The sequence below is a fragment of the Mesorhizobium sp. CU3 genome, assembly GCF_006442965.1.
Taxonomy (GTDB): domain Bacteria; phylum Pseudomonadota; class Alphaproteobacteria; order Rhizobiales; family Rhizobiaceae; genus Mesorhizobium.
The window spans coordinates 33024-55934 of sequence record NZ_VFWX01000024.1 but is presented as its reverse complement, the minus strand read 5'-3'; the positions used below and the strand labels follow the sequence as shown (position 1 = coordinate 55934).

General features: G+C 62.8%; 22 protein-coding genes, 1 tRNA gene and 1 pseudogene. 8 read left to right on the top strand and 16 right to left on the bottom strand.

The annotated features are described in order from the left end of the window. Positions 1-147 precede the first annotated feature (147 nt). Entirely contained in the window at positions 148-615 is a 468-nt protein-coding gene (locus tag FJ988_RS28215) for an NUDIX domain-containing protein (RefSeq protein ID WP_140822320.1), read from the top strand. Here the strand turns inward: FJ988_RS28215 and recO are convergent. Next, positions 612-1364: a DNA repair protein RecO gene (recO, locus tag FJ988_RS28210; RefSeq protein ID WP_140822211.1), complete on the bottom strand. Its 753-nt coding sequence runs from the start codon at positions 1362-1364 to the stop codon at positions 612-614. The two genes, FJ988_RS28215 and recO, sit on opposite strands and share 4 nt — an antisense overlap. 252 nt (positions 1365-1616) lie before the next feature. Here recO and FJ988_RS28205 point away from each other — a divergent pair, with 252 nt between their 5' ends. Next, complete coding sequence (locus FJ988_RS28205; protein WP_140822209.1) at positions 1617-2420, top strand: CPBP family intramembrane glutamic endopeptidase; 804 nt, start codon at positions 1617-1619, stop codon at positions 2418-2420. Between the two features lie 497 nt (positions 2421-2917). Here FJ988_RS28205 and era read toward each other — a convergent pair whose 3' ends face one another. The 5 genes from era to FJ988_RS28180 all read right to left on the bottom strand — a co-directional run bounded on the left by era (position 2918) and on the right by FJ988_RS28180 (position 6378). Beyond that, the gene (gene era, locus FJ988_RS28200) at positions 2918-3850 is read right to left on the bottom strand and encodes a GTPase Era (protein WP_140822207.1); all 933 of its coding nucleotides are present in this window, start codon (positions 3848-3850) and stop codon (positions 2918-2920) included. Continuing rightward, positions 3835-4548, bottom strand: a complete 714-nt coding sequence (gene rnc, locus FJ988_RS28195) for a ribonuclease III (RefSeq protein WP_181183701.1) — start codon at positions 4546-4548, stop codon at positions 3835-3837. Before rnc ends, era begins: the two co-directional genes overlap by 16 nt. Before the next feature lie 3 nt (positions 4549-4551). After that, positions 4552-5301, bottom strand: coding sequence for a signal peptidase I (gene lepB, locus FJ988_RS28190; protein ID WP_140822203.1), 750 nt, complete (start codon positions 5299-5301; stop codon positions 4552-4554). A 79-nt stretch (positions 5302-5380) separates the two neighbouring features. Further along, positions 5381-5794, bottom strand: coding sequence for a holo-ACP synthase (acpS, locus tag FJ988_RS28185; RefSeq protein WP_140822201.1), 414 nt, complete (start codon positions 5792-5794; stop codon positions 5381-5383). Further along, positions 5791-6378: a DUF2062 domain-containing protein gene (locus tag FJ988_RS28180; RefSeq protein ID WP_140822199.1), complete on the bottom strand. Its 588-nt coding sequence runs from the start codon at positions 6376-6378 to the stop codon at positions 5791-5793. The genes acpS and FJ988_RS28180 overlap by 4 nt, the downstream gene beginning before the upstream one ends. A gap of 259 nt (positions 6379-6637) precedes the next feature. On the opposite strand from FJ988_RS28180, the gene FJ988_RS28175 reads away from it, so the two are divergent. Beyond that, positions 6638-7111, top strand: a complete 474-nt coding sequence (locus tag FJ988_RS28175; RefSeq protein WP_210242788.1) for a GNAT family N-acetyltransferase — start codon at positions 6638-6640, stop codon at positions 7109-7111. A 10-nt stretch (positions 7112-7121) separates the two neighbouring features. Here FJ988_RS28175 and FJ988_RS28170 read toward each other — a convergent pair whose 3' ends face one another. The 4 genes from FJ988_RS28170 to rpoZ form a co-directional block, all read right to left on the bottom strand. After that, positions 7122-7502, bottom strand: a complete 381-nt coding sequence (locus tag FJ988_RS28170) for a VOC family protein (RefSeq protein WP_140822195.1) — start codon at positions 7500-7502, stop codon at positions 7122-7124. A gap of 10 nt (positions 7503-7512) precedes the next feature. Continuing rightward, on the bottom strand, positions 7513-8091 hold the full coding sequence (pyrE, locus tag FJ988_RS28165) for an orotate phosphoribosyltransferase (protein WP_140822192.1): 579 nt from the start codon (positions 8089-8091) through the stop codon (positions 7513-7515). Positions 8092-8169: 78 nt separating this feature from the next. After that, positions 8170-10401, bottom strand: a complete 2232-nt coding sequence (locus tag FJ988_RS28160) for a bifunctional (p)ppGpp synthetase/guanosine-3',5'-bis(diphosphate) 3'-pyrophosphohydrolase (RefSeq protein WP_140822190.1) — start codon at positions 10399-10401, stop codon at positions 8170-8172. Positions 10402-10526: 125 nt separating this feature from the next. Beyond that, on the bottom strand, positions 10527-10928 hold the full coding sequence (gene rpoZ / locus FJ988_RS28155; protein WP_140822188.1) for a DNA-directed RNA polymerase subunit omega: 402 nt from the start codon (positions 10926-10928) through the stop codon (positions 10527-10529). Between the two features lie 303 nt (positions 10929-11231). Between rpoZ and FJ988_RS28150 the strand changes: the two genes are divergently transcribed. Both FJ988_RS28150 and FJ988_RS28145 read left to right on the top strand, forming a co-directional pair. Further along, positions 11232-11813: an NYN domain-containing protein gene (locus FJ988_RS28150; protein ID WP_040984251.1), complete on the top strand. Its 582-nt coding sequence runs from the start codon at positions 11232-11234 to the stop codon at positions 11811-11813. Positions 11814-11825: 12 nt separating this feature from the next. Continuing rightward, a complete protein-coding gene (locus FJ988_RS28145; protein ID WP_140822186.1) occupies positions 11826-12500 on the top strand; it encodes a uracil-DNA glycosylase in 675 nt (224 codons plus the stop codon). Here the strand turns inward: FJ988_RS28145 and FJ988_RS28140 are convergent. The 3 genes from FJ988_RS28140 to dapA form a co-directional block, all read right to left on the bottom strand. Next, positions 12469-13218, bottom strand: coding sequence for a GH25 family lysozyme (locus tag FJ988_RS28140; RefSeq protein ID WP_407067757.1), 750 nt, complete (start codon positions 13216-13218; stop codon positions 12469-12471). The two genes, FJ988_RS28145 and FJ988_RS28140, sit on opposite strands and share 32 nt — an antisense overlap. Positions 13219-13304: 86 nt before the next feature. Then, a complete protein-coding gene (smpB, locus tag FJ988_RS28135; protein ID WP_140822182.1) occupies positions 13305-13784 on the bottom strand; it encodes an SsrA-binding protein SmpB in 480 nt (159 codons plus the stop codon). Positions 13785-13936: 152 nt separating this feature from the next. Further along, a complete protein-coding gene (gene dapA / locus FJ988_RS28130) occupies positions 13937-14818 on the bottom strand; it encodes a 4-hydroxy-tetrahydrodipicolinate synthase (RefSeq protein WP_140822180.1) in 882 nt (293 codons plus the stop codon). Positions 14819-15076: 258 nt separating this feature from the next. Between dapA and FJ988_RS28125 the strand changes: the two are divergent. Together FJ988_RS28125 and FJ988_RS28115 are read left to right on the top strand one after the other, a co-directional pair. Next, positions 15077-17141 (top strand): annotated as a pseudogene (locus FJ988_RS28125) (lytic transglycosylase domain-containing protein). Positions 17142-17443: 302 nt separating this feature from the next. Continuing rightward, positions 17444-18340: an alpha/beta fold hydrolase gene (locus tag FJ988_RS28115; RefSeq protein WP_140822178.1), complete on the top strand. Its 897-nt coding sequence runs from the start codon at positions 17444-17446 to the stop codon at positions 18338-18340. A 69-nt stretch (positions 18341-18409) separates the two neighbouring features. Here the strand turns inward: FJ988_RS28115 and FJ988_RS28110 are convergent, their stop codons facing one another. From FJ988_RS28110 to FJ988_RS28100, 3 genes are all read right to left on the bottom strand, one after another. Next, a complete protein-coding gene (locus FJ988_RS28110) occupies positions 18410-19483 on the bottom strand; it encodes a site-specific integrase (RefSeq protein WP_140822176.1) in 1074 nt (357 codons plus the stop codon). Between the two features lie 242 nt (positions 19484-19725). Beyond that, positions 19726-20889: a porin gene (locus FJ988_RS28105; protein ID WP_140822174.1), complete on the bottom strand. Its 1164-nt coding sequence runs from the start codon at positions 20887-20889 to the stop codon at positions 19726-19728. A 389-nt stretch (positions 20890-21278) separates the two neighbouring features. After that, positions 21279-21369: transfer RNA gene (locus FJ988_RS28100), tRNA-Ser, on the bottom strand. A 335-nt stretch (positions 21370-21704) separates the two neighbouring features. Between FJ988_RS28100 and FJ988_RS28095 the strand changes: the two genes are divergently transcribed. Further along, positions 21705-22907: a porin gene (locus tag FJ988_RS28095; protein WP_140822172.1), complete on the top strand. Its 1203-nt coding sequence runs from the start codon at positions 21705-21707 to the stop codon at positions 22905-22907. The last annotated feature ends 4 nt before the right edge of the window (positions 22908-22911 follow it).

Genomic DNA, 22911 nt, shown 5'->3' with positions numbered 1-22911 from the left:
TTCCGCGCCGATTGCCAGCAAGCGCGCGCGTTATCCAACGATGACACGGCGAGACCATCCGCAATTGCTGATGAAATTACCTGCGGCCGGCGGCGAAATACTCGTGCTATGCTCGAACGCTTGCGGGACTTGCCAAGAGGACTACCAATGCCGCAACGAAGCGCGGGCCTGCTGATCTACCGGCGCACCGCCGGCGTCTTCGAATTCCTGCTGGTCCATCCGGGCGGCCCGTTCTGGGCGCGCAAGGACGAAGGCGCATGGTCGATCCCGAAAGGCCTCATCGAAGACGGCGAGGACGAATTTGAAGCCGGCCGGCGCGAGGCGGAGGAGGAACTGGGCGTTCGCATCAACGGTGATTTCCGGCCCGTCGGCAGCTACAGGCAAGCTGGCGGCAAGATCGTGATCGCGTGGAGCGTCGAGGCCGATCTCGATGCCGGCGCGATCAAGAGCAACATGTTCACCATGGAATGGCCGCCGAAATCGGGAATCATGAGAGAATTTCCCGAAGTGGATAAAGCCGGCTGGTTCACGCTGCCCGAAGCCGGCCTCAAGATCCTGCAAGGCCAGCGCGCCATCCTCGACGATTTCCTGGAGCAGCGGCGGGGCGCGGATTAGACGCCGGCGATTGCCTTCACCGTTGCATGATGCCGGCGAAGCGCAGCCAGGAAGCCGGCGCGGGCGTCGGGCGGCTCGAGGCCGCGCGGCTCGTAGACATGGCGGAAGAAGAAAAAGCCGGTCAGCTTGAAGGCGTCTTCAAGGGCTGCCGCGTCGGCGCGCAAGCCGGCGCCGCGCTGCAGGAAGGTGGGCAGCTTGAGCATCTTGTCGCGCCAGGGCTCTCCCGCGCCGCGCGAGACGGCGCGGCCCGATTTCGGCGAGACATAGGCGAGGTCCTGCCTTGTGCCGGTGGCCGCGCATTCGCTGAGATCGAGGCCGAAACCGAGCTCGTCGAGGATCAGCAGCTCGAAGCGCGCCACCAGCTCGCCCGCCGCATCGGCATCATCGAGATGCGAGATCATCACGGCCAGCGCCTCATAGAGGCCGCCATGCGCGTCGCGCTCGGGTAGGAGCCTCAGATGCGCGGCCATGGTCTGCAGGCCGTAGACCGCGACCGCGGTGTCCATCAGGCGGGCGGCGTTCATCTCGATCGCCTCGGCCTGGAAGGTTCCAAGATGTTCGTCGAGCCGCGCGCGCCATAAAAGGTCGACGCGGTTGCCCGGTTGCAGCACCGGCTGCTGTTTGCGCGAACGGCCGCCGCGCACCAGGCCGAGATGGCGACCATGCGCGCGCGTCATCACCTCGAGGATGGCGCTGGTTTCGCCATGCTTGCGGGTGCCGAGAACGATTCCCTCGTCGCGCCATTCCATTGGCGGAGCTTTTCACCTGTTGCGCGGCGAAATCAAGATAAGGCTTGGCGCATACCGTAAGACTGCTGCCACGCCAAATATCGGAATTTTCTCAGAAAGCGTTCGGGATTTCCGGACCAGGCAGGCGCCAAATACAGACGCGTTGACCGGGTGGCCGGCGCAGACCGCCGAACGGTTCGGCTGGCCTTTCCCGAAGCGTCGACCTCACGGGCGGGCGACCTTTCGCAATCATGACCCGACGAGAGATCCGACATGACTTCCTTCCTGAACCTGGTGTGGAAGCACCGGCTGACTGCCTTCTTTTCGCTGGCGCTTGGCCTGACCTGGCTGGCGTTCATTCCCTTTTACTTGTCCAACGGCGAGAGCATTCCCTGGTTCACCTTCGGGCCGGCGGTTGCAGGCCTCATCGTCGCGGCACTTGCCGGGGGCTGGAGCGCGGTCAAGGCGATCCTCGCCTCGATGGTGAAATGGCGCGTTCGGCCGATCTGGTATCTCGTCGCCCTTGGCCTGCCGTTCGGGGCGCAGCTCGCCTCGATCCTGATCAATCCGGTCTTCGGCTCGGCGCCGCCGGCCTGGGGCGATATCCCGGCCTTCTCCGAAATCCTGCCGATCGTCGCGCTCTACGCCGTCTTCAGCGGCCCGCTGGGCGAGGAACCCGGCTGGCGCGGCTTTGCCACGCCTCGCCTGCTGGCCGGCCATTCGGCGCTCGCCGCCAGCCTGATCCTCGGCGTGATCTGGGCCATCTGGCACTTCCCGCTCGGCCTGGTCGGCGACCTTTCGCTCTACGGCACGATCAATGTGGTGTTGGCCGCTATCGTCTTCACCTGGCTCTACCAGAACACCGGCAGCGTGCTGCTCGCCATCCTGATGCATGTCACGCACCAGAACAGCGTGCGCTTCCTCGGCAAGGTGTTTGTCGATGCCGACTATGTGCAGCAGCAATGGATCGCCGTCGCCATCTGGGCAGTCATCGCGGTCGCGATCGTCGCCTATTACGGCACCGAAAGCTTCGTACGCCGGCCGAAGGCGCGGCCCGTCATTGCCGGTGCGGTGTAAGCGCCCTCATCCGACAATGATTGCGGCGCCCGAAGTCAAGGGCGCCGCAACTGTTGAATCGCAATCTCAGCCTACCTAGCCGCTCCAGTCGGGAGTAGCGGTACCTCGGAGAACTCGACCTCGAAATCGTTGAGCATGACGACCGAGCCGCGGCGCAGATTGCAATCGACCAATGTGTCGAGGGCACCGCTGTCGGCTGCGGATTCTTCCCGACTCTCAATCTTTTCCATGCGTTACCGTTCGCCGCGAGAGCGCCTGCCGTCAAGAAAAAGACTATGACAGATAGCAACTATATGCTATGCGCCATAGTAATAATGCTATTTGACATAGCGAATTGGCGCGAAGGTGGGGAGGAGCCGGCAGTGCGACATGCATTAGTCGATCACGCGGCATTGCCTTGCGGACTCGGGCTGATCGGCATCGTTTCCAACATTGGGATCAGCGCTTCCACAGCGTCCAACCGCAGCCGCACCACATCGACGTCCTGGCCACGCTAGCTAGTGGGGAAATTCCAGCCCCATTTCGCGATAGCGCTCGGGGTCGTCGCCCCAGTTCTCGCGCACCTTCACGAACAGGAAAAGATGCACCTTCTGCTCGAGGATGTCGGCGATCTCGGTGCGCGCGGCCTGGCCGATGGCCCGGATCGTCTCGCCCTTGTGGCCGAGCACGATCTTCTTCTGGCTGTCGCGCTCGACATAGATGACCTGCTCGATGCGCACCGAGCCGTCCTTCTTCTCTTCCCATTTCTCGGTCTCGATATGCGAAGAATAGGGAAGCTCCTGATGCAGCCTAAGGTACAGTTTTTCGCGGGTGATCTCGGCCGCGAGCTGGCGCATCGGCAGGTCGGAAATCTGGTCTTCGGGATAGTACCAGGGACCGGCGGGCAGCGTCTCGGCGAGATAGTCGAGCAGATCCTTGCAGCCGGAGCCGGTCAGCGCCGAGACCATGAAGGTGCGCTTGAACGGCACTCTCTCGTTCGCCGTCGCGGCGAGCGCCAGGAGCGTCTCCGGCTTGACGCGGTCGACCTTGTTGAGGACGAGCAGCATAGGCTGGCGCACATCTTTCAGCCGATCGAGGATGGCGTCGGCATCGCCCCTGATGCCGCGCTCGGCATCGATCAGCAGCACCACCACATCGGCATCCTTGGCGCCGCCCCATGCGGTGGTCACCATGGCGGTGTCCAGCCGGCGTTTCGGCTTGAAGATGCCGGGCGTGTCGACGAAGACGATCTGCGCATTCTCATGCGTGGCGATGCCGCGCACGATGGCGCGGGTGGTCTGCACCTTGTGGGTGACGATCGACACCTTTGCGCCGACAAGCTGGTTGACCAGCGTCGACTTGCCGGCATTGGGCGCGCCGATCAGCGCGACGAAGCCGGAGTGCGTTTGAGGCGTTTCGATAGATTCGATTTCGGTCATGCCGCGTTCCATACGCCTTCGCGCAGCAAAAGGGCAGCCGCAGCCGCCTGCTCGGCCTCGCGCTTTGAACGGCCCCTGCCGGTGGCCGGCGCGAAAACGCCGACCTCGACGCTGACGGTGAACAGCGGATCATGGTCCGGTCCTTCGCGGCCATCGACCCGGTAGGCGGGAACGGCACCGGCCGCGGCCTGGTGCGCCCATTCCTGCAATTCGGTCTTGGCGTCGCGGCGTGCGGCACCGATCGCCTGCGAGCGCGGCTGCCAGTAGCGATGGATGAAGGTCCGAGCTGCCTCCAGCCCGCCGTCGAGATAAAGCACGGCTATCAGCGATTCCAGCGCGTCGGCACGCAGATTGGTGCGTTTGCGGCCCTCGAGGTTGCGTACGTCGGAGCCGGCGCGGACAAGGTCCGGCAGGCCGATTTCCTCGGCTATTCCGGACAGCGCCTCGGCATTGACCAGCGCGTTGAGGCGCAGCGACAGTTCGCCCTCCGCAGCATCGGGAAAGGCGGCGAGCAGCATGTCGGCCACCACGAGACCCAGGACGCGGTCGCCCAGGAACTCGAAGCGCTCGTAGTCGACGCCGGCATGGGTCGAGCGCGCGCTGGCATGGGTCAGCGCGCGCTGCAGGCGCTGGCGATCGGCGAAGACGTGGCCGGTGCGCTCTACAAGCGCTTCGGCAAGGGCATCGGCGGTCAGGCGCTTGTTGGCCATCACCTAGTGGACGAAATTGAACAGGCGCCCGACGCGCATCAGCGACGGCCACTTCCAGACCTCGAGCGGGCTTGCCTTGCCGGCGATCGAGAAGAAGATGATGTTGGCGCGGCCGACAAGGTTCTCCGCCGGCACGTAGCCGACGCTGAGGCGGCTGTCGGAGGAGTTGTCGCGGTTGTCGCCCATCATGAAATAATGGTCGGGCGGAACGTCGAACTCACGCGTGTTGTCGGCAATCGAGTCCGGCGACAGGTCGAGCGTGTCGTAGCTGACACCGTTGGGCAGCGTCTCGCGGTAGACATCGACCGGCCGGTTTTCCTCGGTGACATCGGGATTGTCGATCTGACCGACCTTCACGCGCGGCACGCCGACGCCGTTGATGAAGAGCTGACCGTTCTTCATCTGGATCTTGTCGCCGGGCAGGCCGACGACGCGCTTGATGTAGTCGATCGACGGATCCGGCGGGAACTTGAACACCACGACGTCGCCGCGCTTAGGCTCCGAGCCCCAGATCCGGCCCGAGAACAGGTCGGGTCCGAACGGCAGCGAATAGCGCGAGTAGCCGTAGGCCCATTTGGTGACGAAGAGATAATCGCCTTCGAGCAGCGTCGGCCGCATCGAGCCGGACGGAATGGAGAATGGCTGGAAGAGCAGCGTGCGGATGACGAGCGCGAGCAGCAGCGCCTGGATGATGACGGATAGCGTCTCGCCAAGCCCGCCGGATTTCTTCTGCGATTTTTCAGCCACGCTCATGTCGTCCTCGATTGTGCGTTGGTTGGTATAGAGTCTCGGCGCGCGCTGGGCAACGTCATGCGTGGGTGGTCAGATGGAATCAATGTGGCGCTTGTTCGACGGGCACCGCCTCGATGATCACAAAGGCTTGAGCAAGCGGAAAATCATCGGTGATGGTGAGATGGATCAGGGCGCGGTGGCCCTTGGGGAGTATCTTTTCGAGCCTGGCGGCGGCGCCGCCCGTCAGCGCCATGGTCGGCGCGCCGCTGGGCAGGTTGATCACGCCCATATCGCGCCAGAACACGCCCTCGGCCATGCCGGTGCCCAGCGCCTTGGCGCAGGCCTCTTTGGCGGCAAAGCGCTTGGCGTAGGACGCGGCGCGGGCCGCGCGCTTCTCGGACTTCGCCTGCTCGACCTCGGTATAGATTCGCTGGACGAAACGTTGGCCATGCCGCTCCAGCGATTTTTCTATGCGTCTTATGTCGATCAGGTCGCTGCCGATGCCGATGATCATTGCGCCGGCACTTCCCGGCCGCCCTGCCTGGCCTTCTTCTCGGCGCGTTCGGCCATGCGCTTGATGCGCTGCTTGCGAAACACCGTCATGCCCCAGCGGGTGATGGCGTAGCAGACAAGCCCGAAGACAAGACCGAGTGGGACGGCGCCGATCAGCATCGGCTCCAGAACCGGGTGCCACAGCTTGGCAAAGGAGAGCTTGTGCATCATCTCGCCGAGATGCTCGGGTGGCCCATGCTTGGGCAGGCGTTCATGCAACAGCAGCTTGCCGGTCTCCCAGGACGCGCCCCACAGCAGCGGGGAGGTCAGCGGATTGCCCACAAACACTGCACCAAGTGCTGCCGCGACCAGATTGCCGGCGATTACCCAGCAAAGCACCGCGGCAACGACGAAATGGACGCCGAGCGGGAAGAAGGAGGCAAAGACGCCCGCCGCAACGCCGGCGGCGACGGAATGCGGCGTCGCCTTCAGCCGCAGGATGCGTTTGGAGAAATACTGAACGGAACGCGAGAACGAGCGGCGCGGCCAAAGATAAGTACGCACCCGCTCAATGAGGCCATCAGGCTCTCGGCGTCGAAAAAGCACTCTGTTCCAGTTCCCGGTCCAACACCCGCCGGCCTGCCACCTGGGGCGGGCCACGAATACTTATCTTGCGCTTCGAGGGCGCAGAAAGGCAACAACCACTTTGATATAGCGACACCCCGGCCATGCGACAACGAAAGGCCGCCGCGATGGTCTGCCGCAGGCGGTAACAATATCGCTATTGGGGCGAAACTGAGGAAAAGGCCGACAAGCGAGACTTATGATTACCATTCGACTGGCAAGATCAGAGGATGCCGATGCATTGCCCGGCATCGAGCAGTCGGCGGGCCTTGCCTTCCGCGCCATACCCGAGCTGGCTTGGCTCGCCGACGGCGAGAATGTCGGCTCCGAGCGGCACCGGGCGCTGATCGCACAAGGCGCATGCTTTGTGGCGGTGGACGATCGCGACCGCCCTATCGGCTTCCTGAGCGCGGCAGCAGAGGGCGACGCGCTGCATATCTGGGAGCTCGACGTCCATCTCGATTGGCAAGGCCGCGGCATCGGCCGCGCGCTGCTGGAGAAGGGGATTGAGAGGGGCAGATCGCTCGGCTTTGCGGCAGTCACACTGACCACCTTCCGCGATGTCGAATGGAATGCGCCTTTCTACCGCAAGGCCGGATTCCGTATCCTGAATGCCGATAAGATAGACCACCGGCTGGCGACGCTGCTCGGCGAGGAAGCCTCGCACGGCATGCCGTCAGAGCGGCGGTGTGCGATGCGGCTCGAGTTCGATTAGCCCGGCTGCGCTATGTCAGATATTCGCTGACCTCGACGAGATTGTCGTCGGGATCGCGGAAATAGACCGACATCATCCTGCCCCTCGCACCAATGCGTTCCACCGGGCCGACCTCGATTGCCACGCCATTTGCCTGGAGGCTGGCCCGGATTTCGGTAAGCGGCACCGCGGCAACGAGACAGAAATCGCCTGAGCCGGGTGTCGGCGACTTCGCCTTCGGCTCGAAGGTGCGGTGGACCTCGTGCAGGTTGATCTTCTGGTTGCCGAACAGAAGCGCCGTCGGCCGGTTCGGCTCGTCGAGGCGCCGCATACCCAGCACGCGGGCGTAGAAGTCGAAGCTTGCTTCGAGCGAGCGGACCGTCAGCACGAAATGATCGATGCCGGCGATCATCTTTTGATCCCTAAATGTTGCGGCTGCCGGGCTTAACGGCGGGAATCGCGGCGAGTTCCGGCGGCAGGCGGTCGGCCGGATAGGCCGGCACCTCATATTCGGCGAGCGCGATCAGCGGCACACCGACATCGGTCTTGCCGGCGGACCGGTCGATTATGCAGGCGGCGGCCACCACCTCGGCGCCGATCTCGCGCAGGCAGTCGATGGTCTCGCGGATCGACAGGCCCGTGGTGACGATGTCCTCGACGATGACGACGCGCGATCCTCGGGCGATCTCGAAGCGGCGCAGCCGGAATTCACCCCCTTCCCGCTCGACCCAGATCGCCGGCGCGCCAAGATGGCGCGAGGTCTCGTAGGCCGGTATCAGGCCGCCGATCGCTGGGCCGACGACATAGTCGATGCGGCCGGACACGGCTTGGCGGATCTTTTCGGCCAAGGCCTTGCACAGGCGCTCGGTCTTGTCGGCATGCATGAACACGCGCGCCTTCTGCAAAAAGATCGGGCTGCGCAGCCCGGACGTCAGGATGAAATGCCCTTCGAGCACGGCGCCGGCCTCGCGGAAAATGCCCAGCACTTCGTCGGTGTTCATTTCATTCCCCATTCTTTTTGACCATGGCCTTTACCGAAAACCGGTTCCCACTTTTCGGGGTCATGGTCTATTACTTTGTCAGCCGTTGACGCGCCGCGCATCGCTGACGCTCGAATTGTCCTTGAGCTGCGACAGCAGCCGGTTGAGATGCTTCAGATCCCAGACTTCGAGATCGATCAGCATCTCGGTGAAATCCGGCGCCGTGCGCACCATCGACAGCGTGTGGATGTTGGCGTCATTGGCGGCGACGACCTGGGCGATGTCGGCCAAGGAACCCGGCGCATTGATGGCGGTGACCGAGATGCGCGCCGGAAACCGCTCCTTGGTACGCTCGTCGATATCCCAGCGCACATCGATCCAGCGCTCGGGCTGATCGTCGAAGGCCTGCAGCGCCGGCGACTGGATGGGGTAGATGGTGATGCCGGTTCCCGGCTGGACGATGCCGACGATGCGGTCGCCGGGCACGGCGCCTTCGGGCGCGAAGCGCACCGGCAGGTCGCCGCGCACGCCGCGGATCGGCACCGCGCCGTCGCGCGGCTGGTCCTTGCCCTTCTTGGCGGCACGGGTGCCGGGCATCTGGAAGATCATGCCGGCAGCATTGCGGATCTTCGACCAGCCTTCCTCGCGCTGCTTGGGCGCCGTGACGGTGACGCGCTCGTCCTTATAGTCGGGGAAGACCGCCTTCATGACATCGCTGGAGGCGAGCTCGCCGCGGCCGACGGAGGTCAGCACATCCTCGATATCCTTGCGGGCCAGCCGATGCAGCACCGGCTTCAGGCTTTCCTTGGTGTAGGTCTTGCCGGCGCGCTCGAAAGCCCGCTCGAGGATGCGGGCGCCGAGGCCGGAATATTGCTTACGGATGGCGTTCTTGGTGGCGCGGCGTATGGCGGCGCGCGCCTTGCCCGTGACGACAACCGATTCCCAGGCCGCGGGCGGCACCTGCGCCTTGGAGCGGATGATCTCGACCTCGTCGCCATTCTTCAATTCGGTCATCAGCGGCATGATGCGGCCATTGACCTTGGCGCCGACGCAGGTGTCGCCGACGTCGGTGTGGACGGCATAGGCGAAGTCGATCGGGGTAGCGCCGCGCGGCAGCGCGATCAGCATGCCCTTGGGCGTGAAGCAGAACACCTGGTCCTGGAACAGCTCCAGCTTGGTGTTTTCAAGGAAATCCTCCGGATTGTCGCCCTCGGCCAGTTGCTCGATGGTGCGCCGCAGCCAGGAATAGGCGTTGGTCTCCTTCGAGATCGCGTGGCCGGCGCCGTTGGCCTTGCCGCCGGTGTCCTTGTAGATCGAATGCGCGGCGACGCCGTATTCCGCTATCTTGTTCATCTCCTTGGTGCGGATCTGCAATTCGACACGCTGGCGCGACGGGCCGACGATGGTGGTGTGGATGGACCGATAGTCGTTCTGCTTCGGCGTCGAGATGTAATCCTTGAAGCGGCCGGGCACCATCGACCATGTGGTGTGGATGGCGCCGAGCGCGCGGTAGCAATCATCGACATTGTCGACGACGACGCGGAAGCCGAAGATGTCGGAAAGCTGCTCGAAGGAAAGCGCCTTGGTCTCCATCTTGCGGAACACCGACCATGGCTTCTTCTGCCGGCTTTTCACGCTGGCCTTGATGGCGTGCTTCTCGAACAGGGCCGACAGCGCCTTCTCGATCTCGGAGAGCACATCCTTGTTGCGCTCGAAAATCTCGGCAAGCCTGGCGGTGACGGCGCGGTAGGCTTCCGGGTTGATATAGCGGAAGGCGATCTCTTCCAGCTCCTCGCGCATGCCCTGCATGCCCATGCGCCCGGCGAGCGGCGCATAGATGTCCATCGTCTCCTCAGCGATGCGCAGGCGCTTGGACTCGGGCATATGGTCGAGCGTGCGCATATTGTGCAGGCGGTCGGCGAGTTTAACCAGAAGAACGCGGATATCCTCGGAGATCGCAAGCAGAAGCTTGCGCAGGTTCTCCGCCTGCTCGGCCTTTTTCGAGACGAGGTCGAGCTTCTTCAGCTTGGTCAGGCCTTCGACCAGCTTGCCCATTTCGGGGCCAAACAGCTCGTCGATCTCGGCCCTGGTGGCGCTGGTGTCTTCGATCGTGTCATGCAGCAGCGCAACCGCGATGGTCGCCTCGTCCATATGCATGTCGGTGAGGATGGCAGCGACTTCGAGCGGATGCGAGAAATAGGGATCGCCTGAAGCGCGCTTCTGGTGGCCATGCTTCTGCATGGCGTAGACATACGCCTTGTTGAGCAGCGCCTCATTGACGTCAGGCTTGTAGCGCTGGACGCGCTCGACAAGCTCATACTGACGCATCATGGGCGGGATCTCGCACAGCTGAAATGATTGATGCGCCGCACCAAGGTGCGACGCATCTCATAGATAGCCACGAAACGTCAGATACGGAAGTGCCGGATGCTTGATCCAGGCAGGTTCCGGCAAGCTTAGTAGTCGTCGCTCTTTTCCGGCGGTACCAGGCCTTCGATGCCGGCGAGCAGGTCTTCCTCGGTCATGCGGTCGAAAGCGATGTTCTCCTCGGCATCGTCCGCATCGGCGGTTGCCACGGCGGCACCGGTCTGGTCCGCGATCGCCTCGCCCTCGGCTTCCGGCTCATCGACCTCGACATGCTTCTGCAGCGAGTGGATCAGGTCTTCCTTGAGGTCGTCGGGCGACAGCGTCTCGTCGGCGATCTCGCGCAGCGCAATGACCGGATTCTTGTCATTGTCGCGCGGCACGGTGATCTGCGCGCCCTGGCTGATCTGGCGGGCGCGGTGGCCGGCTAGCAGCACGAGCTCAAAACGGTTGTCGACCTTGTCGATGCAATCTTCAACGGTTACGCGGGCCATGGACTGCCCCTTTCATGCGATGGATTTGATGGAAAGCTGGCGCGCTCCATAACGCGGACGCCGCCGAAATACAAGCTTTATGGCGCCGGCCCCGCCCGGCGGAGCTTGCCAGGCTCAATATCGCGCGCCACGCCATGAAGCGCCTCACATAGCGGCGATCACAATTGCTTGCGTTGGCCGCCGCGCCCTTGGATATCCGTGAATCTCGCGTTATCTCGGACAAGACGGCACAAAAGGCCCATTTGTGGGACCTATTCGTCAAACGCTTTTAGACGACAGACATTTTCGAAAGGACAATTTTCAATGTTCGATCCCCGTGAAAAGATCGCTCTTTTCATCGACGGCGCCAACCTCTACGCCACCTCGCGGGCGCTCGGCTTCGATATCGACTACCGCAAGCTTCTGTCGAGCTTCCAGAAGCGCGGTTATCTGCTCAGGGCCTACTACTACACCGCGCTGGTCGAGGATCAGGAGTATTCCTCGATCCGGCCGCTGATCGACTGGCTGGACTATAACGGCTTCAAGGTGGTGACCAAGCCCGCCAAGGAGTTCACCGACTCGACCGGACGCCGCAAGATCAAGGGCAATATGGACATCGAGCTCACCGTCGATGCCCTGGAGCTCGCCGATGTCGTCGACCATTATGTTATCTTCTCGGGCGACGGCGATTTCCGTACCCTGGTGGAAGCGCTGCAGCGGCGCGGCCGCAAGGTTTCGATCATCTCGACCATGGCCTCGCAGCCGCCGATGATCTCCGACGATCTGCGCCGCCAGGCCGACCATTTCATCGACCTGATGACGCTGAAGAGCGAGGTCGGCCGCGATCCGTCGGAGCGGCCGGTGCGTAGGCCGGAACCGGCCGAGGTCGACGAGGACGACTATTGAGAGGCGGCGGCCTTGACCGCCGCGCCCTCCCCCCAACCTGGTTCCTCTGCCGAACCTGGGCGCGACTGCCCGCTATGCCCGCGGCTGCATGATTTCATCGCCGGCTGGCGCCAGCGCGAGCCGAGTTGGTTCAACGCGCCGGTGCCGACCTTCCTGCCGCCGGAAGGCGAGGCGTCTGTCCGGCTGCTTGTTGTCGGCCTGGCGCCCGGTCTGCGCGGCGCCAACCGGACCGGGCGCCCGTTCACCGGCGACTATGCCGGCGACCTGCTCTACGGCACGATGATCGCGCAGGGATTGGCGCGCGGCGAATTCAAGGCGCGGCCCGATGACGGGCTTCAGCTTGTCGGCACGGCGATCACCAATGCGGTGCGCTGCGTGCCGCCGGAGAACAAGCCGGTCGGCGCCGAGATCTCGACCTGCCGGACCTTCCTGAAGCCGACCATCGCGCGCTTCCCCAATTTGCGCGCCATCCTCACGCTCGGCTCGATCGCGCATCAGTCGACGGTGCGGGCGCTGGGCGAACGCGTCGCCGCCATGCCGTTCCGCCATGGCGGCCGGCAGCAAGCCGGCGACATCACGCTGTTTTCCAGCTACCACTGCTCGCGCTACAACACCAACACGGGCGTGCTGACGGAAGAGATGTTCGTCAGCGTGTTCAAGGAGGTAGCGGCGTTCCTGAAGAATTAGAGTCAGGCAGCGGCGCAAATAGCTCCGCCAGCGTCTGGCGGTTGCCTTTCAGCACGTTGAGATCGACATCGCCTTCGATGCCGTCGACGCGGCCCATATTGTGATACTGCCAATAGACCCAGTCGTTCTCGGCTGGCCGGATCGCCAGCGAGCGCAGCCAGCGCTGGCGGACGATGATGCTGGCGGAATAGGTGTCGGCCGCCTCGTCGGTCAGATAGAAGATCGCCTGCTTTCCGAAGGCCGTTTCGACGGGGCCGAGGAACGCGGCGAGTTCGGTGTTCAACTGCTCGGGCGACGGCCGTTGCGGGCAATTGCCGCCGAACTCGATGTCGACAACCGGGGGTAAAAGCGGCCCGTCGCGCGGCACCACCGAAATGAAATTCTTCGCCTGGTCGGCGCCGGGCCTGCAGAAGGTGAAGAAATGATAGGCGCCGACCGCCAGCCCGGCGGCGCGCGCCTCGCGCAGATTGGTGGCGAACAGGGTGTCGACATGGGTGCCGCCTTCCGTCGCCTTGATGATGGCGAAGGCGACATCGTCGACGGCGACGCGTGGCCAGTCGATCTTGCCCTGGTGATGGGAGACATCGATGCCGCGGATCGGGAACTCGGCGCGATCCGGCGAAAAACCACGGAACCAGAAGAAGGCACCCGCCGCGACGGCGCTGGCGACAAGGATGCCGGCAAAGCCCCAGAAAACAATCCGCTTTCCCAAGACCACCCCCGTCGGAAACGCTGTTCGGTTCGAACCAAGAGAACGCGGCAGTGGCTTTTTTCAGGCCGGTTTGTGCAGGCAAAGATGAAAGGCTAGCCGCGCTCCTTGAGCAGCCGCCCCTTCTCGCGCGACCAGTCGCGCTGCTTTTCCGTCTCGCGCTTGTCGTGCAGCTTCTTGCCGCGCGCGATCGCCAGCAGAAGCTTGGCGCGGCCGCGATCGTTGAAATAGATTTTCAGCGGGACCAGCGTCATGCCTTCGCGCTCGATGCTTTGCGAGAGCTTTGCCATTTCGCGCTTCGAAACCAGCAATTTGCGGCGGCGGCGCGGCTCGTGATTGAAGCGGTTGGCCTGCAGATATTCCGGCAGATAGGAATTGATCAGCCAGATCTCGCCGCCCTCGGCGGAGGCGTAGCTCTCCTGGATGTTGGCCTGGCCCTGGCGCAGCGACTTGACCTCGGTGCCGGTCAGCACCAAGCCGGTCTCGATCGTGTCGAGCACCTCGTAGGAAAAGCGCGCCTTGCGATTTTCGGCGACCGTCCTGTTGTTGGGGTCGGCTTTCTTGACTTGATTCATAGCGCCTAGAGTCCGTTTCGAAACTCGCTCCTGCGAGTCAGATGACGGTGCCATCGAGAACCGGAGCGGAGCGTACATATAGGTACGTGAGCACCGGAAGCGCAGATGACGCAGTCAGATGGTCGCGGGAGTAGAGTTTCCAGACGGGCTCGTCAATTAATCAAGCCGGCGTGCTTCATCGCCTGGTCGATCTTCTCGGCCGTCGAGGCCTCGATCGTCACCAGCGGCGAGCGCACCACATTTTCGACCTTGCCGAGCTTCGACAGCGCATATTTCGCGCCGCACAGGCCGGGCTCGATGAAGATCGCCTTGTGCAGCGGCAACAGACGGTCCTGCAGCTCAAGCGCCTTGGCGCTGTCGCCGGACAGCGTGGCCTCCTGGAATTCGGCACAGAGCCGCGGCGCGACATTCGACGTCACCGAGATGCAGCCGACGCCGCCATGGGCGTTGAAGCCGAGCGCGGAGGCATCCTCGCCCGAGAGCTGGATGAAGTCCTTGCCGCAAGTAGCGCGCTGTTCCGACACGCGCTCGACCTTGCCTGTCGCGTCCTTGACGCCAACGATGTTCTTGAAGTCGTGGGCGAGCCTGCCCATCGTGTCGGGCATCATGTCGATGACCGAGCGCGGCGGGATGTTGTAGATGATGATCGGCAGCTTGGTCGCCCGGGCGACGGCCGCGAAATGCTCATAAAGGCCGCGCTGTGTCGGCTTGTTATAGTAAGGCGTGACGACAAGGGCAGCGTCGGCGCCGGCCTGTTCGGCATACTTCACCAGCCCGACCGCTTCCTCGGTGTTGTTGGAGCCGGCGCCAGCCACGACCGGAACCCTGCCCTTGGCCACCTCGATGGTGACCTTCACGACATGGCGGTGCTCTTCATGCGAGAGCGTCGGCGATTCACCCGTGGTGCCGACCGGTACGAGACCCGTCGTGCCCTCGGCAAGCTGCCATTCGACAAATGAGCGAAAGGCTTTCTCGTCGAAGCGCCCGCTCTTTTCGAACGGTGTAACGAGCGCGGTGAGCGAGCCTCTCAGCATATCGTCCAAACTCCTTGGGAACTATCAGGAACGTATCGGTTTTTAGTGATCGGTTTTGTTTGCGCGCCTTCTAACCGAAAGCGAGGTCGCGCACCATAGTCTCGACATGGTTTAGCGGCAAGCATCGCCATAGGACCAGCAAGCGCAATTCGAACGGCCTCGATAACCTTTTGTTTACGAGCCCTTCACGACCTACCTTTAGGCTTTGCATCGGGTTTTGAGCGCCCGCGCCTGCTGACGATGTGCTAGGATTGTAATATGCCGACGACGCGGCCCCATCTCTTCGCGCTTTTGAGCGCGATCGTCGCGCTGGCGCCGACCGTGGCGATCGGCGGCAGTGTCGATGCGCGCGCGACAGCCTCGATCCCTGCGCCGGATCCGCCCCAGGCGCCCGGCCCTGTCGCTCCGGCCTCAGACATTGCGCAACTGAAAAGCGGACTCGACGCGCTTGCCGCCAACAATATCGTCGGCGCGCGCAACGCGCGCGCCACGCGGCCCGCCCCCACGCGCGCCCCGCGACACGCTGCCCGCCACCTCGCTCGACCGGCACATTCTGGCCTGGGCGATCGCGCTTTACGGCGGCGACCAGGTGCCGAGCGGCGAGATTGCCGATGCCGCGAAAATGCTGCCTGGATGGCCGGGCACGATCGCGCTGCGCAAGAACAGCGAGCGCGCGCTTTATCGCGAGAACCCGCCGCCGCAAGTGGTGGTGCAGGCCTTCGGCCGCAGCCAGCCGCTGACGCCGGAAGGCGTGATCATCCTTGCCCGCTCGCAAGTGGCGCTTGGCAACCCGGCCGCGGCGCGTGCGGTGCTGATACCATTTTGGCGAACGGAAAAGCTGGAGGCAAAGGACGAGGCGACCGTCATCAAGGAATTCGGCACGCTGATCCCGGCGGCCGACCATCGCTATCGCATGGAGCGCATGTTCTATGCCGACCGGCCCGCCTCGGCGCTCCGCGTCGCAGGCCTGGCGGGCGCGCAGCCCCTGGCGGATGCCTGGGCGGCGGCCGACAAGGGCGACAAGAACGCCGCCAAGCTGTTGAATGCGGTGCCGGCGGCGCTGCGTTCGGCCGGCTATTTCTTCGCCGAGGCCGAATATCTGCGCAAGCAGCAGAAATTCGCCGATGCCGCCGCGATCGTCATGAAGGCGCCGACCGACCGCGATTCGCTGGTCGACCCCGATGCATGGTGGGTCGAGCGCCGCGTCTTGTCGCGCGAACTGGTCGACCAGGGCGACATGAAGACCGCCTACAAGATCGTATCCATGCATGCCGCCGAAAGCCCGCTGAACGCCGCCGAGGCCGAATTCCATGCCGGCTGGTATGCGCTGCGCGGCCTGAACGATCCCGCGACCGCAGCCAGCCACTTCACGCGGATCACCGAATTCGCTCAGGGACCCGTGTCGCTGTCGCGCGCCTATTACTGGCTCGGCCGCGCGGTGGAAGTCGGCGGTCCAGGCAACGCCAAGGATTATTTCACCCGCGCAGCCGGATACGGCACGACCTTCTACGGCCAGCTCGCCGGCGAACGTGTCGGCTTAAGGACGCTCAACATAGCCTACCCGAAGCCGAGCACCGCCGACCGCCAGAGCTTTGACGGCCGCGAGGCGGTGAGCGCGATCAAGCGGCTGCAGGAGGCCGGCTACGATCGCTATGCCGAGACGCTTTATCGCGACCTTGCCGGACAATTGACCAGCCCAGGCGAACTCGCGCTGCTTGCGGTGCTGGCGGAAAAGCAGGGCAATCATTTCATGGCGCTCAAGGTCGGCAAGATCGCCGCCCAGCGCGGCATCGATGTCGGCGCGCTGTCGCATCCGCTGGGCGTCATTCCAGATTCGGCCAATATTTCCGGCTCCGGCAAGGCGCTCGCCTATGCCATTGCGCGCCAGGAAAGCGAGTTCAATGTCGGCGCGGTTTCCAGCGCCGGCGCGCGCGGCCTACTGCAATTGATGCCGGGCACCGCCAGGCAATTGGCGAAGAAGGCCGGCATGAGTTTTTCGCAGGCGCGGCTTACCAGCGATGCCGGCTACAACGCGACGCTGGGTTCGGCCTTCCTCGGCGAGCAGCTCGACCGCTTCGGCGGCTCCTATGTGCTGACCTTCGCCGGCTACAATGCCGGCCCCAACCGCGCCGCCCAATGGCTGGCCAAATACGGCGACCCACGCGGCAAGGACGTCGACGAGGTGGTCGACTGGATCGAACGGATCCCCTACACGGAAACAAGAAGTTACGTGCAGCGCGTGATGGAGAATTACGAGGTCTACAAGATGCGTATTTCCGGCAAGTACGACATCGTGGGAGATCTGGTGAACGGGCGGAGCTGAGGGCGCTGTCCGCGAGGCGGCCAAGGTCGAGTTCCTGCGCGCGCGCCCTCTGTCCTGCCGGACATCTCCCCCACTTGGGGAGACATCAGCTGTCGGCTCCGCTTTCGCCAATCTCCAAAGTTGAATGGGATCCGCCGCGCGCGAAACTGCCAATCTCCCCCCTCGTGGGGGAGATGTCCGGCAGGACAGAGGGGGGCGTCGTAGAGCGCCGGGCATTCGAGATTTACGCGCGGCGCCCATTTGACGATCCCTCCCCTCGCCTGTAGCTGTCGCTCTACCCGGTGAGGAGCGGCATCCCGACAATGAGCGAAGGTTTCTCCGACTTCTTCTATGCGTCACCTGACGGGTTGAAGCTCCACGCCAGGATCTATGGCGAGGCGAATGTCGGTCTTCCGGTCGTCTGCCTGCCCGGCCTGACCCGCAACAGCCGCGACTTCCACGAGCTTGCGCTCCACCTCTCGAGCGAGGCGCGGAACCCGTGCAAGGTCGTGGCCTTCGACTATCGCGGGCGCGGGCAGTCCGATCACGATCCCGATATCGGCCATTACAATGTCGGCGTCGAAGCCAGCGACGTGCTGGCCGGGCTGTCGGCGCTCGGCATCGACCATGCCGCCTTCATCGGCACTTCGCGCGGCGGGCTCATCATCCACGTGCTCGGCGCGCTGAAGCCGGCCGTGCTGAAGGCTATCATCCTCAACGACATCGGCCCGGTGATCGAAACCGAAGGTCTTGCCCGTATCCGTGCCTATCTCGATCGCGCGCCGAAGCCGAAGAGCTTCGCCGAGGCGGTGGATGCGCAGCGGCGGGTGCACGGCGCCGACTTTCCGGCGCTTGGCGACGCCGACTGGGCGCGTATGGTGGGCGCCATCTGCCGTGAGACGGAATCCGGATGGGTGGCGGATTTCGATCCGGCGCTGGTCGACACGCTGGCCGGCGTCGATTTCTCCAAGCCGCTGCCCGACCTGTGGCCGCAATTCGACGCATTGGCTGCCGTGCCGCTGCTTACGATTCGTGGCGGCAATTCGAAGCTTCTGTCCGTTGCGACGCTTGAAGAGATGCGCAGGCGTCATCCAGGCATGGAGACAATCACGGTCGAAGGCCAGGGCCATGCCCCCTTCCTGGAGACCGGCGACCTGCCGCGACGAATCGCGGAATTCCTCGATCGAGCCGACGACAAGTCGAACAAAAGTAACGCCTGAGACAAAATTAGCCTCAGGCTTCTCGCTGAAATATAGATTCGAGACCTTTCTGGCAGTCCCGGCGAACCGCTATTTGCCCTTCGAGCGCTTGCGGGGCGCCTTGGCAGGTTCGGGTCCACCTTGCTTTTGCGAAGCCTGGGCCGGCGACAGCGTGGTGAGAGGCGAGGCGAACATCGAAGATTCCGCGGTACGCGAGGATTGCTCGCCACGCGGTTTTTCGAGAACGGTGACACAGCCGTCGAGGTCATTGGTGGCGAGATGCGCGTAACGCATGGTCATCGACAGCGTCTGATGACCCAGCCACATCTGCACGCGGCGGATGTCGATGCCGCCCTGGACGAGTCGCGAGGCGCAGGTGTGGCGCAAAATGTGCGGCACCACCTGCTCGTCGGCGCCGAGACCGACTTCCGCCTTCGCCTCGTTCCAGATCGCGCGATATTGCGGCTGGTTCAGCATGGCGAACGGGCCTTTCGGCCGTCGTCCTTCGGTGGTCGGCGGCAGCTTGATCACTTCCTTGACCCGTTCGGTCATCGGAATGGTGCGGCTGCGGCCGGATTTGGTGATCCAGAAGGAGACGCGATGCTCCTGGATGTCGTTCCAGATCAGGCCGAGCGCCTCGCCGAGGCGGCAGCCGGTATCGACCAGGAAGACCGAGAGTCGGTAAGCGTCTTCGCTGCGGCTCTTGATGGCGGCGAACAGCCTCGCCTCTTCGTCCCTTTCGAGGAAACGAATCCGTCCCGCCCGCTCCTTCTGGCGGCGGAACTCGGGCAGGCTGTGGATATCTCCCATCTTGTGTGCCTTGCGCAGCAATTTGCTGAGGGCAGCCATCTTGCGGTTGATGGTTGCGTTGCTGTTGCCGCGCTGGCGCAATGTACCGATAAGATTGTCCAGGGTGTTCTGGTCAAAGGTGCTAAAACGTTCTCCGAGGAGGATCTCGTCTATTTCACCGATGAAAGAGCTGACATTGTATTTATGCCGCCCATCATCCCAGAGTATATCTCGATAAGCTGCGAAAAGTTCACCGATTCGATACGACTTTACTTCTCTGATCTTGTTAAACGTGTAGTTGAACTTCGAATTCTGAGAAGAAAATACCGCAAAGTGACCGGAGGCTTTGGCCTCTTGAACCGCTTCGTTCGACATTTTTAGCCACACCCCCGTGGTTAAAGGCCCAGCCCTAACCCTTCGGAGATGTCCTTTCAAGAGTTTTGATCACGTAGCCGTGATTTCATCCACCGAGAGGCAGACCCCACGAAACCATCCTACGGGATCATCAGCTTACCGTTTCACCCCCATCCTTTCGTTAGCATTGACCCAATCGCGAAACAAAAACGGCCCGGGCATGGAAGCGCCCGGGCCGGATTTCAATTATATCGAACCAGCCCTTAGAAGTCGCGCTGGAAGCGGAGGATACCGCCGACGGCGTTCTTCTTGCCGGCGTCGATGCCGGTCCAGTTGCCATAGAGGGAATGATCGGTATGAGCCCAGTCAACTTCGGCAGTGACGGTGAGGCCCGGAACAACCGTATAGGCAACGTTGGCAGCGAGGCCAAAGTCCTTCGAGTCGTCATAAGACGCCTGAACGTTGAACGACGTCTTCTCGTTGAACTTGTAGGTGCCGCCACCCCACACAGCCCAGTTGCCGCCCCACAGCTTGTACATGCCGCGATCGCCAGCCGGGAGAGCATAGCTGGCATCCTTGTAGTTGCCGTCGGAGCCGTAGCCGGCCATGATGAACAGCGACAGGGCGTCGTTGACATTAACGTCCAAGCGAACTTTGCCGGCCACTTCCTCGTAGTTGCTATCGTAAGCGACGACACCGGTGATGGCGCCCCAGCCCTGCGTCCACTTCAAACCGCCGACGATATGCGGAACATAGCTGTCGATCGTATACTTGCCGTAACCTTCTTCCAGCGAGACCACCGCCGAGAAGCCGTTACCAGCGTCGAAGTAGTACTGAACGACGTTGGTGTCGAAGCCACCGTACGGGACTAGCGTATCCTGGATGACGTTGCCAGCGTAGCCGATGAATGTATCGAAGGCCGATTCGTCCTTACCGACGCGAAGACCGCCGAGCTGGATCCAAGCGAAATTCAGCGAGATACCCTTGTTGGCCGCGCCGGCATTAAAGGCGCCGGTGTACGGATTGTAGCTATAAACACCGCTCGTCTTGGTGTTGCCGAAGTTGATACGAGTCTCGGTGTAGGTCTTCAACGTGCCAAGCTCGGTTTCCTGGCCGGTCCAGGTCTTCAAGGTGAAGCGGGCATTCTTCTGCCACGTACCCTGCTCGGACCCGTCCTTGACATCGGTAGCGCGCGCAGCGTCGAACGAACCGACTTCACCAGCGCCGATGTCATAACGGACATAGCCGCCGATGCGCAGGCAGGTCTCGGTGCCGGGGATGTAGAAGTAGCCGGCGCCGTAGACGTCGCAGATCTTGACGTATTCGGCCGGTTCCGGCTCGGCGACGGTCACAGCGTCGGCGGCGCGAGCACCGGAAACTGCGAGCAGAGCCGCAGCTGAGCCGAGAAGAAGGCTCTTGATGTTCATTTTCTGACCTCCAGTCAAAAGTTAAAAAACGGGTCTGGGTATTCTTTGCTGAAGGACAGCGTTCCCTGCCCCATCCCCACTACCGAAAAAGATGCGCACCGCGCCGCTCCTTCGAAGCTGACATTACCCATGAGGCGGCGGCGTTCAACAAGGATCGTGTCGGCAAAAGGGCTGTCCGGGCGCTATCGCCCCGGGTTGTTGCACAAATGACACGATTTGGCCTCACTCAGAAAGCTCTCATTAACCATCGACGCCTGGTGACGGCTGAATCCGGGCGAATCCGGCGACCGGCCGGCCGAATTGCGGCGGCCTGGCGAGTCGCCCTGTCCGGTTGTTGCCGCAGAATCGTCGCGCAAGGACAGGTTTGTAGCGCACAGTGCGGGGGAAGATGGCGGAGAGGATGGGATTCGAACCCACGAGAAGCTTTTGACCTCTACTCCCTTAGCAGGGGAGCGCCTTCGACCACTCGGCCACCTCTCCGTCGCGCCGCTGGATAAAGAAAAGCGTGGGCACAATCAACAAGCCGGCGCCATAATCGCCGAAAAATCATTTGGCCGGCAGCTCCGGAAAGCGGTGGAGCATAGGCATCGCATCAGGCCAAACGTGGCGAATCGTGACTTGTGCGGCCTTTTTGGGCCAGGCAAAGGCGCCTTCCTGGAGCACCAGCGCGGACCGGAAACCGGACACGCAATCACCGGCAGACGCCCTTCGCTTGGGTGCCGGAGGGCGAAAAAGAGCGCAATAACAAGGCATTGCCTATAAATTTGGTCGAGAGCCCGCATCGCTTGCGTTCGATTCTGACTGGAGGTCAGAAAATGAACATCAAGAGCCTTCTTCTCGGCTCAGCTGCGGCTCTGCTCGCAGTTTCCGGTGCTCGCGCCGCCGACGCCGTGACCGTCGCCGAGCCGGAACCGGCCGAATACGTCAAGATCTGCGACGTCTACGGCGCCGGCTACTTCTACATCCCGGGCACCGAGACCTGCCTGCGCATCGGCGGCTATGTGCGCGAAGACATCGGCGTGGGCGATGCTGGTTCCTTCGACGGCGCCAATCACGTCCCGGATCACATGAACGACAGCGACCACTCGACCTACTCCAAGAATACGCGCTTCACGCTGAAGACCTGGACTGGTCAGGAAACCGAGCTCGGCACGTTGAAGACGTTTACCGAAACCCGCTTCAACTTCGGCAACAACTACGGCGACTATGGCAGCCCGTTCCTGGCCGGAGGGACGGAGGTCAACGGTAAAAGCGGAACGACCGGCTGGACCGCAAACAACAAAACGCCTTTCGCTCTTGAGTTCGCCTATATCCAGCTGGGTGGCTTGCGCGTCGGTGCCGACGAATCGGCCTTCGATACGTTCATCGGCTATGCCGGCAACGTCATCAACGACACGATCGTCCCCTATGGCGGTTTCCAGACCAACGTGATCCAGTATTATTTCGACGCCGGCAATGGCCTCTCGGCCGTGGCTTCGTTGGAAGAAGGCTCGGGCTTCGACACGATCGACAGCTACGTTCCGCATGTCGTCGGCGGCTTGAAATGGACTCAAGGGTGGGGCGCCATCACCGGCGTCGTCGCTTATGACAGCAACTACGAGTCGGTCTCCGGCAAGGTTCGCCTCGATGTGAACGTCAACGACGCCTTCTCGCTGTTCGCCATGGTCGGCTACGGCTCTACCAGCAACCTGGACAAGACCTACCCTGTCGGCGGTGGCATCAACGCTTTTGGGCGCGGCTTCTATAAGCCATGGGGCGGCAGCTGGGCTCTGTGGGGCGGCGGCACCTACAAGTTCAACGAGAAGACCTCGTTCAACGTCCAGGCTTCGTATGACGACTGGAAGGACATCGGTCTCGCGGCGAACGTCGCCTACACTGTCGTTCCCGGCTTTACGGTCACGGCGGAAGTCGACTGGCAGCGCGTCGGCCAGGGCGCCATCGACAACTCGTCGGTGTGGGTCGGCGCCACCAAGAAGAACAACGTTGGCGGCATCCTCCGCTTCCAGCGCGATTTCTAACAAT

What these genes read in the sequence shown, in the direction of transcription:
- FJ988_RS28115 (WP_140822178.1), top strand. Translation starts at nt 17,444, where the DNA reads ATGAGCGAAGGTTTCTCCGACTTCTTCTATGCGTCACCTGACGGGTTG.
- rnc (WP_181183701.1), bottom strand. Translation starts at nt 4,548, where the DNA reads ATGGCCAACAAGCGCCTGACCGCCGATGCCCTTGCCGAAGCGCTTGTA.
- pyrE (WP_140822192.1), bottom strand. Translation starts at nt 8,091, where the DNA reads ATGAACACCGACGAAGTGCTGGGCATTTTCCGCGAGGCCGGCGCCGTG.
- lepB (WP_140822203.1), bottom strand. Translation starts at nt 5,301, where the DNA reads ATGAGCGTGGCTGAAAAATCGCAGAAGAAATCCGGCGGGCTTGGCGAG.
- FJ988_RS28160 (WP_140822190.1), bottom strand. Translation starts at nt 10,401, where the DNA reads ATGATGCGTCAGTATGAGCTTGTCGAGCGCGTCCAGCGCTACAAGCCT.
- FJ988_RS28105 (WP_140822174.1), bottom strand. Translation starts at nt 20,889, where the DNA reads ATGAACATCAAGAGCCTTCTTCTCGGCTCAGCTGCGGCTCTGCTCGCA.
- FJ988_RS28095 (WP_140822172.1), top strand. Translation starts at nt 21,705, where the DNA reads ATGAACATCAAGAGCCTTCTTCTCGGCTCAGCTGCGGCTCTGCTCGCA.
- dapA (WP_140822180.1), bottom strand. Translation starts at nt 14,818, where the DNA reads ATGCTGAGAGGCTCGCTCACCGCGCTCGTTACACCGTTCGAAAAGAGC.
- era (WP_140822207.1), bottom strand. Translation starts at nt 3,850, where the DNA reads ATGGAACGCGGCATGACCGAAATCGAATCTATCGAAACGCCTCAAACG.
- smpB (WP_140822182.1), bottom strand. Translation starts at nt 13,784, where the DNA reads ATGAATCAAGTCAAGAAAGCCGACCCCAACAACAGGACGGTCGCCGAA.
- FJ988_RS28205 (WP_140822209.1), top strand. Translation starts at nt 1,617, where the DNA reads ATGACTTCCTTCCTGAACCTGGTGTGGAAGCACCGGCTGACTGCCTTC.
- FJ988_RS28215 (WP_140822320.1), top strand. Translation starts at nt 148, where the DNA reads ATGCCGCAACGAAGCGCGGGCCTGCTGATCTACCGGCGCACCGCCGGC.
- FJ988_RS28170 (WP_140822195.1), bottom strand. Translation starts at nt 7,502, where the DNA reads ATGATCGCCGGCATCGATCATTTCGTGCTGACGGTCCGCTCGCTCGAA.
- rpoZ (WP_140822188.1), bottom strand. Translation starts at nt 10,928, where the DNA reads ATGGCCCGCGTAACCGTTGAAGATTGCATCGACAAGGTCGACAACCGT.
- acpS (WP_140822201.1), bottom strand. Translation starts at nt 5,794, where the DNA reads ATGATCATCGGCATCGGCAGCGACCTGATCGACATAAGACGCATAGAA.
- FJ988_RS28150 (WP_040984251.1), top strand. Translation starts at nt 11,232, where the DNA reads ATGTTCGATCCCCGTGAAAAGATCGCTCTTTTCATCGACGGCGCCAAC.
- recO (WP_140822211.1), bottom strand. Translation starts at nt 1,364, where the DNA reads ATGGAATGGCGCGACGAGGGAATCGTTCTCGGCACCCGCAAGCATGGC.
- FJ988_RS28110 (WP_140822176.1), bottom strand. Translation starts at nt 19,483, where the DNA reads ATGTCGAACGAAGCGGTTCAAGAGGCCAAAGCCTCCGGTCACTTTGCG.